Origin of the sequence: Ornithinimicrobium flavum (assembly GCF_004526345.1) — a bacterium.
In the GTDB taxonomy this organism is placed as follows: domain Bacteria; phylum Actinomycetota; class Actinomycetes; order Actinomycetales; family Dermatophilaceae; genus Ornithinicoccus; species Ornithinicoccus flavus.
In genome coordinates, this window is record NZ_CP038213.1 from 859,329 (window position 1) to 874,751 (window position 15,423).

At 69.1% G+C, this 15,423-nt stretch carries 18 protein-coding genes and 1 tRNA gene; 9 read left to right on the forward strand and 10 right to left on the reverse strand.

Annotation, left to right across the window (positions count from 1 at the left end):
* Window positions 1–6 precede the first annotated feature (6 nt).
* Window positions 7–1,221, forward strand: coding sequence for an amidohydrolase family protein (locus E3Z34_RS04015; protein WP_134772561.1), 1,215 nt, complete (start codon window positions 7–9; stop codon window positions 1,219–1,221).
* 33 nt (window positions 1,222–1,254) lie between these two features.
* Here the strand turns inward: E3Z34_RS04015 and E3Z34_RS04020 are convergent, their stop codons facing one another.
* From E3Z34_RS04020 to E3Z34_RS04045, 6 genes are all read right to left on the reverse strand, one after another.
* Window positions 1,255–2,151 (reverse strand): carbohydrate ABC transporter permease, encoded by an 897-nt coding sequence (locus tag E3Z34_RS04020; protein WP_134772562.1) that lies wholly within the window; start codon window positions 2,149–2,151, stop codon window positions 1,255–1,257.
* Entirely contained in the window at window positions 2,151–3,074 is a 924-nt protein-coding gene (locus E3Z34_RS04025) for a carbohydrate ABC transporter permease (protein WP_134772563.1), read from the reverse strand. The genes E3Z34_RS04020 and E3Z34_RS04025 overlap by 1 nt, the downstream gene beginning before the upstream one ends.
* Window positions 3,071–4,435, reverse strand: a complete 1,365-nt coding sequence (locus tag E3Z34_RS04030; RefSeq protein ID WP_134772564.1) for an ABC transporter substrate-binding protein — start codon at window positions 4,433–4,435, stop codon at window positions 3,071–3,073. The genes E3Z34_RS04025 and E3Z34_RS04030 overlap by 4 nt, the downstream gene beginning before the upstream one ends.
* A 693-nt stretch (window positions 4,436–5,128) precedes the next feature.
* The gene (locus tag E3Z34_RS04035) at window positions 5,129–5,608 is read right to left on the reverse strand and encodes a peroxiredoxin family protein (protein WP_134772565.1); all 480 of its coding nucleotides are present in this window, start codon (window positions 5,606–5,608) and stop codon (window positions 5,129–5,131) included.
* A gap of 148 nt (window positions 5,609–5,756) precedes the next feature.
* Window positions 5,757–6,734 (reverse strand): cytochrome c biogenesis CcdA family protein, encoded by a 978-nt coding sequence (locus tag E3Z34_RS04040; protein ID WP_134772566.1) that lies wholly within the window; start codon window positions 6,732–6,734, stop codon window positions 5,757–5,759.
* Between the two features lies 1 nt (window position 6,735).
* Window positions 6,736–7,008: a thioredoxin family protein gene (locus E3Z34_RS04045; RefSeq protein WP_158288593.1), complete on the reverse strand. Its 273-nt coding sequence runs from the start codon at window positions 7,006–7,008 to the stop codon at window positions 6,736–6,738.
* Between the two features lie 436 nt (window positions 7,009–7,444).
* On the opposite strand from E3Z34_RS04045, the gene E3Z34_RS04050 reads away from it, so the two are divergent.
* The 7 genes from E3Z34_RS04050 (at window position 7,445) to E3Z34_RS04080 (ending at window position 12,832) form a co-directional block, all read left to right on the forward strand.
* Window positions 7,445–7,660, forward strand: coding sequence for a hypothetical protein (locus tag E3Z34_RS04050; RefSeq protein ID WP_134772568.1), 216 nt, complete (start codon window positions 7,445–7,447; stop codon window positions 7,658–7,660).
* 138 nt (window positions 7,661–7,798) lie between these two features.
* Window positions 7,799–8,200, forward strand: a complete 402-nt coding sequence (locus E3Z34_RS04055) for a hypothetical protein (RefSeq protein WP_238695340.1) — start codon at window positions 7,799–7,801, stop codon at window positions 8,198–8,200.
* Between the two features lie 142 nt (window positions 8,201–8,342).
* Window positions 8,343–9,014 (forward strand): DUF305 domain-containing protein, encoded by a 672-nt coding sequence (locus tag E3Z34_RS04060; RefSeq protein ID WP_134772570.1) that lies wholly within the window; start codon window positions 8,343–8,345, stop codon window positions 9,012–9,014.
* A gap of 284 nt (window positions 9,015–9,298) precedes the next feature.
* Window positions 9,299–10,825 carry a multicopper oxidase family protein gene (locus E3Z34_RS04065; protein ID WP_134772571.1) on the forward strand — a complete coding sequence of 509 codons (1,527 nt, stop codon included), beginning with the start codon at window positions 9,299–9,301 and terminating at the stop codon, window positions 10,823–10,825.
* A 46-nt stretch (window positions 10,826–10,871) separates the two neighbouring features.
* On the forward strand, window positions 10,872–11,177 hold the full coding sequence (locus E3Z34_RS04070; protein ID WP_134772572.1) for an SHOCT domain-containing protein: 306 nt from the start codon (window positions 10,872–10,874) through the stop codon (window positions 11,175–11,177).
* Window positions 11,178–11,262: 85 nt separating this feature from the next.
* Entirely contained in the window at window positions 11,263–11,865 is a 603-nt protein-coding gene (locus E3Z34_RS04075) for a DUF305 domain-containing protein (RefSeq protein WP_238695341.1), read from the forward strand.
* A gap of 91 nt (window positions 11,866–11,956) precedes the next feature.
* Window positions 11,957–12,832, forward strand: coding sequence for a potassium channel family protein (locus E3Z34_RS04080; protein WP_134774733.1), 876 nt, complete (start codon window positions 11,957–11,959; stop codon window positions 12,830–12,832).
* 76 nt (window positions 12,833–12,908) lie between these two features.
* Here E3Z34_RS04080 and E3Z34_RS04085 read toward each other — a convergent pair whose 3' ends face one another.
* Together E3Z34_RS04085 and E3Z34_RS04090 are read right to left on the reverse strand one after the other, a co-directional pair.
* The gene (locus E3Z34_RS04085; RefSeq protein WP_134772573.1) at window positions 12,909–13,319 is read right to left on the reverse strand and encodes a four-helix bundle copper-binding protein; all 411 of its coding nucleotides are present in this window, start codon (window positions 13,317–13,319) and stop codon (window positions 12,909–12,911) included.
* A gap of 223 nt (window positions 13,320–13,542) precedes the next feature.
* On the reverse strand, window positions 13,543–13,800 hold the full coding sequence (locus E3Z34_RS04090) for a hypothetical protein (RefSeq protein WP_134772574.1): 258 nt from the start codon (window positions 13,798–13,800) through the stop codon (window positions 13,543–13,545).
* Between E3Z34_RS04090 and E3Z34_RS04095 the strand changes: the two genes are divergently transcribed.
* Window positions 13,793–13,963, forward strand: coding sequence for an excisionase family DNA-binding protein (locus tag E3Z34_RS04095; RefSeq protein WP_238695446.1), 171 nt, complete (start codon window positions 13,793–13,795; stop codon window positions 13,961–13,963). The two genes, E3Z34_RS04090 and E3Z34_RS04095, sit on opposite strands and share 8 nt — an antisense overlap.
* Here the strand turns inward: E3Z34_RS04095 and E3Z34_RS04100 are convergent.
* Together E3Z34_RS04100 and E3Z34_RS04105 are read right to left on the reverse strand one after the other, a co-directional pair.
* Window positions 13,960–15,072, reverse strand: coding sequence for a tyrosine-type recombinase/integrase (locus E3Z34_RS04100; RefSeq protein ID WP_158288594.1), 1,113 nt, complete (start codon window positions 15,070–15,072; stop codon window positions 13,960–13,962). The genes E3Z34_RS04095 and E3Z34_RS04100 overlap by 4 nt on opposite strands.
* A gap of 256 nt (window positions 15,073–15,328) precedes the next feature.
* A tRNA-His gene (locus tag E3Z34_RS04105) sits at window positions 15,329–15,401 on the reverse strand.
* Between the last annotated feature and the right edge of the window lie 22 nt (window positions 15,402–15,423).

The window sequence follows — 15,423 nt, forward strand, 5'->3', positions numbered from 1 at the left end:
AGCGGCATGTGGATCCGTGACGTCAGGCCGTGGGGCGGCGACCCGTGCGACGTGCGGGTGGAGGGTGAGCTCGTCGCGGAGGTCGTCCCTGCGGGAGCCGCCCGGTCAGGAGGTGCGGGGTCCGGGCCCGAGGTCGCCGGTCGCGGCCGGCTGCTGCTGCCGGCGTTCTCCGACGTGCACGTCCACCTCGACTCCACGCGGCTCGGCCTGCCCTTCCGCCCCCACACCGGGGGGCCCGGGGTGTGGACCATGATGCTCAACGACCGTGCCCACTGGCGGGAGGCCGAGGTCGGGATCCGGGAGCGGGTCACGGACACCCTGGGCCGGATGATCGCCCGCGGCACGACCCGGGTGCGCTCGTTCGCCCAGGTCGACGTCGACGCCCGGCTGGAGCGGCTGGAGGCCGTCCTGGAGGCCAGGGAGACCCACCGGGGTCGGGCCGAGGTCCAGGTCATCGCCTTCCCCCAGGCGGGGCTGCTGCGCGAGGAGGGATCGGCGCAGGTCCTCGAGGACGCGCTGCGCGCCGGGGCCGACGTGGTGGGCGGGATCGACCCCTGCAGCCTGGACCGGGACCCCGTCCGCCATCTGGACATCGTCTTCGGGCTCGCCGAGCGCTACGGCGTGCCCGTGGACGTGCACCTGCACGAGCCCGGCGAGCTCGGGCGCTTCTCCGCCGACCTCATCCTGGAGCGGACCCTCGCCCTCGGGATGCAGGGCAACGTCCTGATCTCCCACGGCTACGGCCTGTGGGACGGGTCGGAGAGCCGGACGCGTGAGCTGGTGGAGCGGCTCGCGGACGCCGACGTCGCCACCTCGACCGTGGCCCCGGGCGGTCGGCAGAACCTGCCGCTCGAGCTGCTCGTCGAGCACGGGGTCCGGGTCGGGCTGGGGGAGGACGGGCAGCGTGACTACTGGTCGCCCTACGGCAACGCCGACATGCTGGACCGGACCTGGCAGCTGGCCTTCACCCACGGCTTCCGTCGGGACGACCTCGTCGAGCACTGCCTCGCGCTCGCCACGCGGGGCGGCGCCTCGATCATGGACCGCGACCTGCCGCGGCTCGCCGGGGTGGGGGACCGGCCGGGGCTGGCGGTCGGGGACCGCGCCGACCTGCTCCTCGTCGCGGGCGAGACGCCGACCGCGGCGGTGATGGACCGCAGTGGAGACCGCACGGTGCTGCACCGGGGGCGCGTCGTCGCCGACGGCCTGGAGCTGCGCTGACCGACGCTCCAGCGACCTGCTGGCCCGACGGCCTCAGCCCTTGACCGCCCCCTGGGTGACCCCCTCCATGACCCAGCGCTGGGCGAGCAGGTAGGCGATGATCGCCGGCGCCATCGCCATGAGGTAGGAGGCGAAGGCCACGTTGTAGTTGCTGCTGAACTGGGTCTGGAAGAGGTACTGCCGGACGGGCAGGGTCTGCAGGTCGGGGTCGGAGATGATGATCGAGGGCATCATGAAGTCGTTCCAGGCGTAGAGGAAGGCGAAGATGCCGACGGTGGCGCTCATCGGCGCCAGCAGCGGGAAGATGATCCGCCAGAAGGTCTGCCACGTCGACGCGCCGTCGATCCGCGCGCTCTCCTCCAGCTCGATCGGGATCGAGCGGAGGAACGCGGTGAACAGCAGGACGCTGAAGCTCAGCTGGAACATGGTGGCGAGCAGGATGACGCCGAACGGGTTGTCCAGTGCGAACCGGCCGGTGAGCTGGATCTGCGGCAGCGCCACCACGGGGAAGGGGATGAACATCGCCCCGAGGAGGTAGAAGAAGGACCACCTGAACATCCGCCGGTCCCAGTTGCGGATGATCGCGTAGGAGGCGAAGGCGGCGAGCACGATCGTCGCCACGACGGTCCCCGCGGTCACGAACAGCGAGATGCCGAAGCCGACCGGGAAGTTCGTCAACTGCCAGGCGTCGACGAAGCCCTGGACGCTGACCGGGGAGGGGAGCGAGAGGGCGTTGCCGTCGACAGCCTGGTTCGAGGTCTTCAGCGCCATGGAGACGGTCACGTAGAGCGGCAGCAGCACGGTGGTGACGCACAGGAAGAGGATGATGGTGACCGGCCAGTTGATCCGCTCCAGCCCCACCTTGGAACGCCGGCCGCGGGGCGGGGTGGGCGGGGTGGTGGCGCTTCCCTGGGCAGCGATGGTGGTCATCAGATCGAGCTCCTGCCGCGTGTGACCATGAGTTGAAGGACGGCGATGATGATCGCCACGACGAAGAACATCGTCGCCGTGGCCATCTGGTAGGCGTAGTCGCCACCCATGAAGCCGCTGATGATGGTCATCGCGATGCTGCGCGTCGCGGTGCCCGGTCCGCCGCCGGTGAGGCCGACGATGATGTCGTAGGCGTTGAGGAAGTTCTTGAAACCGAGGATGACGTTGATGACGACGTAGCCGGCGACGAGGGGCAGGGTCAGCCGGGTCAGCTGCTGCCACGGGCTGGCCCCGTCGATGTCCGCCGCCTCATAGACCTCACCGGGGACCGCCAGCAGGCCGGCGATGTAGATCAGCAGGGTGCCGGGGATCGCCTGCCAGGCGGTGACGATGACGATCGCGATCCAGGCCAGGTCGGGGTTGGCCAGGATGCTCGTCTCCAGGGTGCTGATGCCCAGGGCGCCACCGAGCGAGGGGACCGTGTTCTGGAAGAGGAACTGGAAGACGTAGGCGATGATGATGCCCGAGACGACCATGGGGATGACGAACATCGCCCGCAGCCCCATCTTGAAACGGATGCGCGAGGTCAGCCCCAGCGCCAGCCCGAAGGCGATGACGTTGACCACGATGACGGTGACGAAGGCGAACCCGAAGGTGAACAGGAAGCTGGAGAGGATCGCCGGGTCGCTGAACGCCGCGACGTAGTTGACGAAGCCGATGAACTTCCACTCGCCGATGCCGATCGAGTCGGTGAAGCTGAAGAAGATGCCGATGATCCCCGGGATGGTGATCGCGAAGGTGAACAGGGCGACGGCGGGGAAGAGGAACAGGTAGTAGATCGGCTCGACCTTGCGCGAGGACCTGGGTGCCCTGCGGGGGGTCGTGGTGGTCGGTGCCTTCGGGGTGGCGGTGGTCGCGCTCATCGTCCCGACTCCTCGGACTGTGCGGTCGGTGCCGGCTGCCGGAAGGCGAGCCGGGCCCAGTCCTCGTCCATCGTCGCCAGCTGGGCCTGCGGGTCGGCGCCGAAGACGATGGCCTGGGTGTAGTTCTCGGTGGGGATCGTCCGCGGGATGAGGATCCCGGGGCCCTGGTAGAACTGGCCGCTCTCGAAGTAGGAGGTCATCCCCTCGATCCGCGGGTCCTCGGGCTCCGGCGCGTCCTCCTGCGGCACGAAGCCGAGCTGGGACTCGTTGTAGGCCTCGATGACCTCGGGCTGGAACAGGTACTCGAGGAAGTCGAGGGCGGCCTCCTGGTGGTCGGAGCCCTCAGGGATCATCGCGGCCAGGTCGATGTTGACCCGGACCTTGAGGTCCTCGGGGTCCTCGGTCATCGGCAGCGGGAAGCTGCCCAGCTCCAGGTCGGGATCGGTCAGGGCGATCTCGCCGAAGGCCCACGGTCCCTGCAGGTACATCGCGCCCTCCCCGCCCGCGAACGCCACGTTGCCGTTGGCGTAGGTGCGGCTCGCGGAGTCGGGGTTGGTGTAGTTCTCGGCCAGCAGCATCATCTTCTCGACGGGCTCCAGGAAGTTGCGCTGGAAGGACACCTCGGAGTCGGGGCCGACGTCGGCGCCCTCGGCGGCCAGCCGGTCGTAGAAGTCGAGCACGTCGATCGACCCGCCGACCGAGTAGTCGAACCAGCCCTGGCTGATCGTCCAGGCGTCGGCGAAGGTGGCGTAGAAGGGGGTGACCCCCGCGGCCTCCAGGGTGTCGGCCACGTCGATGAGATCGCTCCAGGTCTGCGGGACCTCGAGGTCGTGCTCGGCGAAGATCTCCTTGTTGTAGATCACCGAGGCCGCCATGACCGAGTAGGGGAGCGCGGGGGTGCGGCCCTCGCACACGCCGTACTGGTCCATGAGGGGCTGCAGGTCCTCACGCATCCGGGACGCGGCCTCGGTGCTCGACAGGTCGATCAGCGCGCACCGCTGGACGAACCGGGCGACCTCGTAGTTGTAGTTGGCCAGCATGATGTCCGGCGGGTTGCCGCGGACGAAGCTCGCCGAGACGACGTCGACGCCCGAGGTGTCCATCTCGACGCGGACCTCGTCCTGGGAGTCGTTGTAGTCGGCCACCACCTGCTGCATGAAGTCCAGTGCCTCGCGCTTGCTGAAGGTGAACCGGATCTCCTCCGGCCCTCCCCCTCCTCCGCAGGCCGTCAGCGTGAGGAGGGAGGACAGGGACAGCAGGGCCGTGAGGGACCTCAGCCGACGCGACGCGCCTGCGCGCTGGCGTCCGCGGGTCCCGGGCGGCTCGCCCGGTGCTCCCGTCCTGGAAACGACGTCGGTCATGAGCGTTCCTCCCTCGCACCCGCCGCCACTCGACCGCGTGCACGCTCGCCAGTGAGCTACGAGGAACCGTAACCACGGCTGCGTGGAGCGGCCAGCCGAATCGACCTGGCGCATGGGCCATCGCCATTCCTGGCCCGTGGTGTGCGGTTGCCGGCGGCACGGGTGGGGATTCGCCTCGACGACGGAGGCCCCGGATCCCGCGTCGTTCCGCGGGGGCCGGGGCCTCATCCAGTGCTGTGAGCACTTCTACGGGGTGAGTGAAGGGAGTATAACCCGCAGTCGCCTGACCTGTGAATATAGGCGAAACGCTCCGAGTGTGCCAGCAGTGTGACAGTTGAGACTGCTACTGACGCCCGTCGCCATGGTGACTGTCACAGCGCACGGCGTGCCCGCTTTCGGGCCAGCAGGATCAAGAGCCACCCTCGACCAGGAGCCGATGCCCTGCGCTTCCCGTCGGTGGCCCGGTCACACTGGCCCCTGCAGCCGACCAGGTTGCGTACCGTCTTGGCGCAAACCCAGCGCCTCCGCCGGCCGTCAGGACCTCAAATCCATGACGTGGACGAGGGTGCTAGCGTCCCAGGCCACGCTTAGATCGGCGTAATCGGCGGCTCTTGGCGCAACCAGTGTCGGAGGGGGCCATGCTGTGTTGGCCAAATGGTGGCCACGATGGACTTTGCACAGCCATTCCCTGGGTCAGGCGGGCAGGTGCTCCTGGACCTGCACGAGCAGGTCGGTCGGTGACAGCCACATGGAGGGGTACTCCCCGTACCAGCGCTGCTGGCCGTCACGGTCGATGAGGACGAAGCTGTGGCCGGGCAGGCCGGCGTGCATGCCCTTGCCCAGGGTGCCGTAGGCGTCGGACACGGTGCCGTCGTCGAGGAGGAACGGTGTGCGCACCCCGTTGCGCTGCATGTCGCGGGTGATCTGGTCGCGGGTGTTCATGACGATGGGCAGGACGGTGAGGTCCAGGTCCGCGAACAGGTCCTCGTCCTTCTCGATCTCGGCCATCTGAACCAGGCAGGACTGGCAACCTGCCCCCTCGTTGAAGTAGAGGAGAACGTTGCTCCCGCGGAACTGCTCCAGGCTGACCACCTGGCCGTCGGTGTCGGTCAGGGCGAAGGTGGGCGCCGGGCGGGTCTGGGCGTCGGAGGCTGGGCGTGAGGTCAGCAGCATGGCCGAGACCACGGTGACCCAGTGCCAGGAGCGCGACGCTGACGACGGTGAACCTGCGGCGTCGTCGGCGCTTCTCGGCCTCTTGCTCCTGCGCCTCGATCCTGGCGAGACGGGACTCGCGGGCTGCTCGGGTGGACATGTCTTCTCCTCAGCGGTGCTCTGCGTCGTCGGGGACGGCACCGGTACGCAGCGCCGGCGCGTGGTGGCAGGTGTCGGCGGCGGCGCCGAATCCGGTGGTGTGGTCGTCGGGACCGGGGGGACCCTGGGGGCGGCGGCGGTCTCGCAGGGTGGCGACGACGAAGACGGCCGCCAGCACCATCACGCCCATGCCCAGCAGGGGCTCCGGCAGCGGGGAGACCCACTGCTCGAAGCGGTCGAACAGACCGGCGAGACCCTGGCCGATCTCGACCTGGAACTGCGGGCCGCTGGTCATCGTCCCGGTGCCGGCGAGGTAGATCACGAAGACGCCCATCGCGGTGAAGGTGGCCGCCACCACGATGTTGATCGAGTTGGTGAACAGGACCCGGCCGCCGAGCTGCAGCCGGACGGGGCGTGCCTGTAGGAAGCGTCGCTCCCCCAGGCGGAAGCGGTCCCAGAACAGGGCCATGACGAACAGGGGGAAGACCATCCCGAAGGTGTAGGCAAGACCGAGGGCGAAACCTCCGACTGCGGATCCGGAGAGAGCCGAGAGGGTCATGACCCCGGCCAGGACGGGGGCGCAGCAGCTGCTGGCGATGCCGGAGAACACGCCGAGGCTGAAGAAGCTGAGCCCGTCGCCACTTCGGGTGTCGGGGGCGCGCAGTGATGCGGGGAGGGTGAGCATGCGCCCGGAGATGCTGATTGCGGCGAGTGCCAGCATGAGCGCGCCGCCGGCGTAGTACAGCGGGGTGTGGTAGTTCGCGACCGCGGAGGCGACCAGGCCGATACCCAGGGTGATCGGCACCATGACCAGGCCCAGGCCGGCTGCGAACAGGAAGGTGAGGGGCAGCAGCCGCCACCGCCGGTTCTTGACGGCCGCGGCGAGGTAGCTGGGGGCCAGGAACACGATGCAGCAGGGGGCGAACAGGGCCACCCCTCCTGCCAGGAACGCGGCCAGCACCGAGCCGGTGGTGAGCAGCTCGCCCATCTCAGCTCTCCAGCAGGGTGATCAGCTCGCGGCGCGAGACCCCGCCCTGGCTGAAGAAGGCCCCGTCGACGAGCACCAGCGGGGTGAGCCCGGCCCGGTGCTCCTGCATGAGGTCCTGCCCCTGCGGGGTGCGCGCGTCGAAGGACCTGACCTCGATGAGGTACCCGTCCTCCTCGAGCGCGGCCAGCACGCGGTGCGTCTCGTCGCACGAGTGGCATCCAGGGCTGTCCACGACCTCGATCTGCACGGGTCGGGATGTACTGGTGGTCGTCACGCGTGTTCCTCTCTGCGCCTCAGGCTGGACACGGACCAGCCTCACGTGCCGAGGCAGCGGATCTGCGGCGATCCCATGGAGAATTGATGTGCGGTCCGCAGGTGCCTCCAACCGACCTCCACAAAGTCACAGCACCGCTACCGGCGCCGGCACCGCCTACGGCTGCCAGACGAGTGGGAAGTCCGAGATAGGCAGTCGGCTGCATTCGTGGCTGACCGTAGCTCCTCGTGCAGCGGCCGGACGGCGACCGGAGCTTCCCGCGGCGCGTCGACCATCACCCTGGGCGGGGCCGGACGGGGACGCGGAAAGCGTCCTTGAACCCGATCACGAAGGTTTGATGGAGAAACCTGTCCACGGCCCACCTAACACCGCCGGGGATGTCACGATCGGGTGGTGGCGGCGGATCGTCTGCCACCCATTCATGGAAAGGGAACCGATGCACAAGCTCGTCAAGCTCATGGCTGTCTCCGCACTGGCCGTCCCCGGGCTGCTCCTCGCCGGACCCGCCCAGGCGGACGGCGACAATTCCGCATTCGGCCAGCACGTGCAGATGCACGCCAAGGGCGACATGGGGTTCGACGGCTCGCACAATCCAGGTATGCACCAGGGCAAGTCGGGCTGGGAGCCCCACACGCACCCGATGATGCCCTGACCCTGCCCGCGCACCCTGCACCGCCCTCACCCGGGGCGGTGCAGGCCCGGCACCCCGGACGCTCGAATGGCCGGATTCTCCAGGCAAACGCCACAGAAGCGCCATACCGACACCGTGTGTGTCCCGCACACTGGTGCCATGTCAGCACCAGCGGCCTCCCTGTCGGTGCAACCCCATGGCGGACGTCGCAACCTCTGGGCCACGATCCGTGCGGGCTTCGGTGTCGCACTGGGGATCCTGCCTCACCTCCTGCACCACGTCGGTCTGGTCGCCGGAGCCGCCCTCCTGACCGGAGCGTTCGGCAACGGGGTCCTCTTCCTCGTTGGCCTGCTGTTGAGCATCCCGCTCCTTCGACGGCTGCGGTTGAGGTTCCACAGCCGCTGGGCACCCGCGACCGGGGTCGCGGTCTTCACTGCTCTCTTCGCGCTGTCGGCTTTCGTCATCGGTCCAAGGATCGGCAACATCGGATCATTGGAGCAGACACCCTCCGCCCCCTCGCCGTCGGTGACGAAGCCGGCCGACCACGAGGAGCATCACTGAGGGGCGTCGGCATGCGCGGAGGCGCGGGCAAGGCACGGAGGATGAGGCGCGCCTCGCGCTTGTCCCGACCCTGGGATCTCCATCGAATCTCCATCGAACCTGATGCTCTTCGGCAGGTGAGCGGTGCAGGGTGGACCCCCTCGTGACCTTCTCAGCACCGCGACCAGTCCTGACCGCCGCCCTCGCGCTGACCCTGGCGCTCGGTGCCTGCAGCACCAGCACCGAGCCGGTGTCCGAACCGCCGGCGAGCCCCACGACCTCGAGCCCGACGAGGGATCTCGAGGGCACCACCGCAGAAGATCCGGCAGGAGCGACGGCGGCGCAGACCTCGCACAACTCGATGGACACCCAGTTCGCCCAGCAGATGATCGTGCACCACGAGGGCGCCGTCGAGATGGCCCAGCTGGCCCAGGAACGCGCCATCACTCCTCAGGTGCAGGACCTGGCCGGGCAGATCGAGGCGGCTCAGGACCCCGAGATCGAGCTTATGCACACCTGGCTGCAGGCATGGGGTGAGCCTTCCATGCCCGAGGACGACATGGCCGACATGGGCCACGGAGACATGGGCACGACGATGCAGATGGAGGGGATGACCCAGCAGGAAGCGATGGCCGAGCTGGAGTCGCACTCCGGGCAGGAGTTCGACCGCCGGTTCCTGGAGCTGATGATCGAGCACCACCGTGGAGCCATCCTGATGGCCGAGGGGGCTCTGACCGAGGGACAGGACCCGCAGGCTCAGGAGCTGGCGCAGCAGGTGGTGGCCGACCAGGAGGCCGAGATCGATGTGATGGAACAGATGCTGGAGGACCTGTGAAAGGACCTGACATGCATTGTGGAGCACTTCGGCGACGGCGGAGCCTGACCCGGTGACCTGGATCTGGCTCATGCTGCTGGTCGTGGGTCTGGTGCTGTTGGGGTACACGGTGGTGCGGGTGCTGCTCGGTGGCCTGGCAGACGGTTCGGCGGCGCGGACCTGCGGGCTCCTTCCAGCTGGCCGCGGGCGCAGCAGGTCCTGGACGAGCGTTACTCGGCCGGGGTGCTGAGCACGCAGGAGTACGAGCACCGGCGGGGCGTGCTGGCCCGGGGCGAGGACGGGTCGTGAGGCCGGTCAGCCGTCGCACCGCGCTGACGATGGGTGGCGTGGGACTGGCGGGGACGCTCGTCGGTGGGACGGGTTTGTGGCGCGAGCTGTCCGCCCCCGACGCCGACGGGGCCTTCGGGGGTCGGGGCGACGAAGGCGGGGACGACGAGCTCGTTGAGCCCGAGGTGCTCAGCAGCAGCGACGGGCGGCTCGAGGTGCAGCTCCAGGCCCGGTTCGGCACGCACGAGGTCGCCGGACGGTCGGCCAGGACGATGGGTTACAACGGGGGCGTGCCGGGCCCGACGCTGCGGCTGCGGCCCGGGGACCTGCTGCGGATCGCGCTGGAGAATCAGCTGGACCACGTCACCAACCTGCACGTGCACGGGCTGCACGTCACCCCCGAGGGGAACGGTGACAACGTCTTCCTCGAGATCGGGCCCGGGGAGAGCCGCCAGTACGAGTACCGGCTGCCCGAGGACCATCCGCCGGGCGTCTACTGGTACCACCCGCACCATCACGGCACCGTGGCCGACCAGCTGTTCGCCGGGCTCTACGGGGCCATCGTCGTGGAGGAGGACGATCCTCCGGCCCTCGACCGCGAGCGAGTCCTGGTCGTCTCGGACATCACCCTGACCGGGGACGGGTCCGTCGAAGCTCCCTCGATGCCGGAGCGGATGATGGGCCGCGAGGGCGAGCTGGTCCTGGTCGACGGCCAGGTCGAGCCCCTGCTGCGCGGCCGGGCGGGTGAGCGGGAGCGCTGGCGGGTCGTCAACGCCTGCTCCTCGCGCTACCTGTCGCTGCGTCTGGCGGGTGAGGGCACCGACGTGCAGGTCCTTGGCCGTGACGTGGGCCGCCTTGCCCGGCCGGTCGACCTGGACCAGGTGGTGCTGGCCCCCGGCAACCGGCTGGACCTGCTGGTCGACCTGGCCGAGGGCGGGAGCGAGCTGGTCGCCGTGCCCGTGGACCGCGGTCAGATGATGGGCGGGATGATGGGCGACGACGTCGGCCCGGAGGACGCCGAGCGGGTCCTGGCGCGGCTGGAGGTCGGGCGGGGAGGCGGGTCGAGCGCCGGTGGCTCCGGCGACGGCACCGCCGGTGGGGCTCCTGGTCCCGACGGACCGCTGGCGGACCTGCGCGAGGCCCGCGTCGACCGGCGACGGGAGCTGACCATGGAGATGTCCATGGGCGGGATGATGGGCGGCGGTGGAGGCGGCAAGATGATGGACTTCACCATCGACGGGCGGTCCTTCGACGTCGACCGCGTCGACCAGCAGGTGCGGCTGGGCACCGTGGAGGAGTGGACGATCGGCAACGTCGGTCCCCTGGACCACCCGTTCCACCTGCACGTGTGGCCGATGCAGGTCATGGACGTGGACGGACGCCGCCCCCAGGACCCGCTGTGGCTGGACGTGGTGAACGTCCCCGCCGAGGGCAGCGTGACCGTGCGGATCAGGTTCGCCGACTTCGGCGGGCGGACCGTGTACCACTGCCACATCCTCGACCACGAGGACCTCGGCATGATGGGGACGATCCTCGTCGAGTGATCCCACCGATCGACAGCTGACCCGACCACCACCGGAAGGAGAAATCATGTACGGCAACGGATGGGGCATGGGTATGGGCATGGGCTGGATGTGGCTCGTGTGGCTCCTGGTCATCATCGCCGTCGTCGCCCTCGTGGCGCTGCTGGTCCGCTCCGGCGGCGACCGGGCCCGCACGCGCGGGCCGGTCGACCAGCCACACCCGCAGCCACCCGCGCACGAGGCCGACGAGGCGAGCACGTCCGGCGGCAGGTCCGCGGCGCGGCGGATCCTCGACGAGAGGTATGCCCGTGGGGAGATCGACGAGCAGGACTACCAGGAACGGCGCCGACGCCTCAACGAGCCGGACGGCTGAGACCACCTGCCACCCTGCCCTCGCGCCGTCCCCCCCTGACCGCACACCCTGACCGAACCACCCCTGACCGATCAGGAAGGAACCGATGATGTCCAGCCCGCACGAGCAGCACGACCAGCACGAGTCCTCCGGGCAGTCCGAGCAGGATCACCAGCAGCACAGGAAGCACGAGCGGAAGATGTACCTGATCTTCGCCGCGATGATCACCACCTCGACGGTGACGATGTTCCTGCTGACCTACACCAACGCCTGGACCTGGGGGCACATGACGTTCAGCGAGGAGCGGGTCTACATGGCCCTGCTGATGGGCTCGGCCATGGCCATCATCATGCTCGCCTTCATGTGGGGGATGATGTACAAGAACGTCACGGTCAACCTGGCGATCATCGCCGGCGCGCTCGTCCTGGGCCTGACCGCGCTGTGGCTCTCCCGCTCGCAGACCTTCGTGGAGGACCAGGCGTACATGAACGGGATGATCCCGCACCACTCGATCGCCATCCTCACCAGCGAGCGTGCTGACATCGACGATGTGCGCGTGCGCGAGCTGGCCGACGAGATCATCGAGGCCCAGCGCACGGAGATCGCCGAGATGAAGTGGCTCGTGGAGGACATCGAGCAGAACGGCGCGGTCACCACCACCGAGGAGGCCGAGCAGCGGCCGGTACCGGAGCTCGGGACCAACCCGTGAGGTTCAGCTCCCGCGGGACAGGGGATGTGCCCTTCCTCCGCCCCTGCCGACGACAGACCGGGGGGCCTACCACCGGGGGAGGCGCCTGGTGATGGAGGTGGTGGCGACCGTCGCCGGGATCGTGGTGATCGTGATCGGTCTCCACGACATGTTCCACACCCTGCTGCACCCGACCGGGCAGGGGCGTCTGAGCCGCTTGGTGCTGGTCGGGGCGTGGCGGATCTCCAGGGCGACCGGGCACCGCCTGGGCTCGACCGTGGGGCCCCTGGCGATGGTCGTGGTCATCCTGCTGTGGGTGCTGCTGCAGCTGCTCGGGTGGGCATTGATTTATCTGCCGCACGTCCCCGAGGGGTTCATGTACTCCTCCGGGGTGGATCCCTCGGACTACCCGGACGTCCTGGAGGCCGTGTACCTCTCGGCGGTCACGCTGTCCACCCTGGGCTACGGGGACATGGTGGCGACCGACCTGTGGATCCGGACGGCTGCACCCCTGCAGGCCCTCACCGGGTTCGCCCTGCTCACCGCCGCCCTGACGTGGTTCACCCAGATCTACCCGCCCCTCTCCCGTCGCCGCTCCCTTGCCCTGGAGCTCAAGGGCCTGGCCGACAGCGACTGGGCGCAGAGCGTGGACGCGGAGGACCCGGCGGTGCTGAGCCGGGTGCTCGACACTCTCGCAGCCGAAATGCTTAAGGTGCGCATCGACTTCGCCCAGCACAGTGAGGGCTTCTACTTCCAGGAACGCGAGCCCGACTTCGCCCTGGCACGTCAGCTGCCCTACGCGCTTCAGCTGCGCGACGTTGCCCTGGCCTCGTCGCAGACGGTGGTGCGACGCAGCGGGCGTCAGCTGTCACTGGCCATCGAGGAGCTCAGCTCGGAGCTCGACGACAACTTCTTGCACACCGGGGGCGACCCCGAGAAGGTGTTCGCCGCCTACGCGGCCGACCATGGCCAGGAACCGCGCGCCTGAGTCCGTACCGCTCCCGTGGGAGCAACCCCCACGGGAGCGGGCCCCGGCGCGCCGGCACGATCGCCCGTAGCCCTGTTCAGCTCAGGGTGGTGAGCAGGTCGGCGCACGCCTGCTCGCAGCGGCGGCAGGCCTCGGCGCAGACCCGGCAGTGCTCGTGCATCTGGGCGTGCTGCTCGCACTCCTCGCCGCATACCGTGCAGGCGGTGCGGCAGGCCTCCAGCGCGGCCCGGGTCGTCTCCACGGTGTTCCCGGTCTGCCGTGACAGGACGTTGCCGGTGGCGGCGCACACGTCGGCGCAGTCGAGGTTCTTGCGGATGCAGGTGACCAGGTCGGCCACCATGTCCTCGGCCAGGCAGGCGTCCGCGCACGCGGTGCAGGTCTGGGCGCACTCGAAGCACGCCTCGATGCACTCGGCGAGCTTCTGCTGGTCGACCGACCCCAGGTCCTTGGGGTAGGTCTGCAGCATCGTGGTCACGTGGTGGGTCATCGTGTTGCTCCCTTGCGTCGTGTCCGGCGTCGGTGCCGGTGTCTGGATCTGGTGCAGGGCCGGCCTGGGAGCCGGCCACGTCCGACGGTAGGCCCGGGGCTAGGAGGTCGCGACCGGAACCGGCCCGTGCGGGGCGAGGGGGCCGTGGGATCTGCTCGTCGAGCCGTCGGCCTCGCACCGTCCGGTTTCACGGCTGCCGGACTCGAGGTGCGCAGGGGGAGGCTCACGGGGAGAAGGAGGCCCAGAGGGCTCCGGACCCGATGCCGAGAAGGAGACTCAGGGCTGCGGTCGCGATCGCGGTGGTGCGCGACCAGTGGCCGGGTGTGCCGGCGTCGTCCTGGTGCTGCTCCGGTGTTTCGGGGCGGGCGTAGAGGGGCGCGATCCAGCGCAGGTAGTAGAAGAGGCTGACGACGGTGTTGACGAGGACGAGCACGGCAAGCCAGGCGTACCCGGCGTCCCAGGCCGCGGCGGTGGTGGTCACCCAAGCCGCCGAGCGGACCGGGCTGAGCACCTACACGCTTCGGCGAAGGATTGCAGACGGCCGGTTGCCGGCATACCGCAGCGGGTCCCGCATCATCCGGGTCGACCCTGACGACGTCGACAAGTTGCTGACGCGTATCCCGGCGGTCAACCGGCGCGGCTAGAGGGCAATCTGCTGGCTCAGCCGCTTGGTCAGTGCCCTGTCCCGAGCGGCGCTCGCGTGCTGGTATCGGAGGGCGACCGTGACATCTGTGTGGCCGCCTCTGTACAGCAGCTCTGCCAGAGTCGCCCCCTGGACCGCGTACGCACTGAGTCCGGTGTGCCGCAGGCTGTGGAAGTGGAAACCTGGCCGCCCGGCCTTGTCCCTGGCCTCTCGCCAGTGCCGGTCGAGCGTGGACTGACTGACCCGTGTGCCTCTCGGACCGCAGACGACGGGGTCTGCGGCCTGGGGACCGGTGAAGGTGTCGAGGTGGTGGGCCAGGTCCGGTAGCAGCGCAGCAGGTATGGCGATGCTTCGTGCGCTGTCCGCCTTGGGTGGGGTCAGGGCCCCCGCCTGGCTGTTCCACTGTCGGCGGACATGCAGGGTGGCCCGGTCGGGGTCCTCGAGGTGCTCGAGGTCGCGACGTTGGAGGCCGAGCACCTCACCCATCCGCAACGCGCACCACGCGGCCAGTGGAACCGCGATGCGCAGATGCTCAGGCATGGCCTCGGTCAATGCCCGCACCTCGTCAGGCGTCGCCACGTCGCCCTGCGCATCTTCGGGCCGGACGCGGCGATGCTTGGGTACTTCCGGGAACGAGAACGTCTGGAGGCCGCCGGCGCGTGCTTTCACGGCAGCGTTGATGCAAGACCGGAGCACGATCGCGCTGTTAGGGGCGATGCCGTTCCTGCGGGCACCCGCGTGCCGCTTGCTCGGCAGGCGGGCCAGCGCGGCCAGGTGTTCGGCCACGAGATCGGTGGTCAGGTCGATGAGCCGCACGTCCCCGAGCTGGGGGAGGACGTGGTTCTTGAGCACGGACCGGTACGCGACGATCGTGCCCTTAGACCTGTCGGGATTGGCCTCCAGCGCGGCCAGCCACTTCTCGGACCACTCCCGCAGCGTCATGCCCTCGGCGACGGCTTGTTCGGCCTCAGCCTTGCGGGCGGCCCGGTGCTGAGCGGGCGGGACGAAGATCCCGCGTGCGGCGTCGGCCCTGGCTATGCTCAGCGCTGCCCGGGCGTCCATAAGGGTGTCGAACATGCCGAGGGGAACAGTTCGCCCCTCGTGATTCATGCGAACCCGGTAGCGGCCTCGGTAGAGCGAGATGCCCCGAGGCAGCTTCGAGGGCGCGGACATGAGTTCCTCCAGGCATGAGGGGGTTCCGTGTGGTGCTCCGGCTCGAAGCTGTGACAGCAGTGTGACAGAAATACTGCTGTCACGCGCCTACACCTGCTCACACCTGCTCAACGCGAAAGACCCCGGATTCCGCGCCATGACGCGGAATCCGGGGCCTCACCTGCGGTGACGCACATCACGTCAACGCACTACGGGTGAGTGACGGGACTTGAACCCGCGACATCCGCGACCACAACGCGGCGCTCTACCTGCTGAGCTACACCCACCATGAACGCCGTCCACCCCAAG

Excerpts from the sequence above, each read along its gene's own strand:
- E3Z34_RS04015 (WP_134772561.1), top strand. The coding sequence starts at position 7 with ATGTGGATCCGTGACGTCAGGCCGTGGGGCGGCGACCCGTGCGACGTG.
- E3Z34_RS04020 (WP_134772562.1), bottom strand. The coding sequence starts at position 2,151 with ATGACCACCATCGCTGCCCAGGGAAGCGCCACCACCCCGCCCACCCCG.
- E3Z34_RS04025 (WP_134772563.1), bottom strand. The coding sequence starts at position 3,074 with ATGAGCGCGACCACCGCCACCCCGAAGGCACCGACCACCACGACCCCC.
- E3Z34_RS04030 (WP_134772564.1), bottom strand. The coding sequence starts at position 4,435 with ATGACCGACGTCGTTTCCAGGACGGGAGCACCGGGCGAGCCGCCCGGG.
- E3Z34_RS04035 (WP_134772565.1), bottom strand. The coding sequence starts at position 5,608 with ATGCTGCTGACCTCACGCCCAGCCTCCGACGCCCAGACCCGCCCGGCG.
- E3Z34_RS04040 (WP_134772566.1), bottom strand. The coding sequence starts at position 6,734 with ATGGGCGAGCTGCTCACCACCGGCTCGGTGCTGGCCGCGTTCCTGGCA.
- E3Z34_RS04050 (WP_134772568.1), top strand. The coding sequence starts at position 7,445 with ATGCACAAGCTCGTCAAGCTCATGGCTGTCTCCGCACTGGCCGTCCCC.
- E3Z34_RS04055 (WP_238695340.1), top strand. The coding sequence starts at position 7,799 with ATGTCAGCACCAGCGGCCTCCCTGTCGGTGCAACCCCATGGCGGACGT.
- E3Z34_RS04070 (WP_134772572.1), top strand. The coding sequence starts at position 10,872 with ATGTACGGCAACGGATGGGGCATGGGTATGGGCATGGGCTGGATGTGG.
- E3Z34_RS04075 (WP_238695341.1), top strand. The coding sequence starts at position 11,263 with ATGATGTCCAGCCCGCACGAGCAGCACGACCAGCACGAGTCCTCCGGG.
- E3Z34_RS04080 (WP_134774733.1), top strand. The coding sequence starts at position 11,957 with ATGGAGGTGGTGGCGACCGTCGCCGGGATCGTGGTGATCGTGATCGGT.
- E3Z34_RS04085 (WP_134772573.1), bottom strand. The coding sequence starts at position 13,319 with ATGACCCACCACGTGACCACGATGCTGCAGACCTACCCCAAGGACCTG.
- E3Z34_RS04100 (WP_158288594.1), bottom strand. The coding sequence starts at position 15,072 with ATGAATCACGAGGGGCGAACTGTTCCCCTCGGCATGTTCGACACCCTT.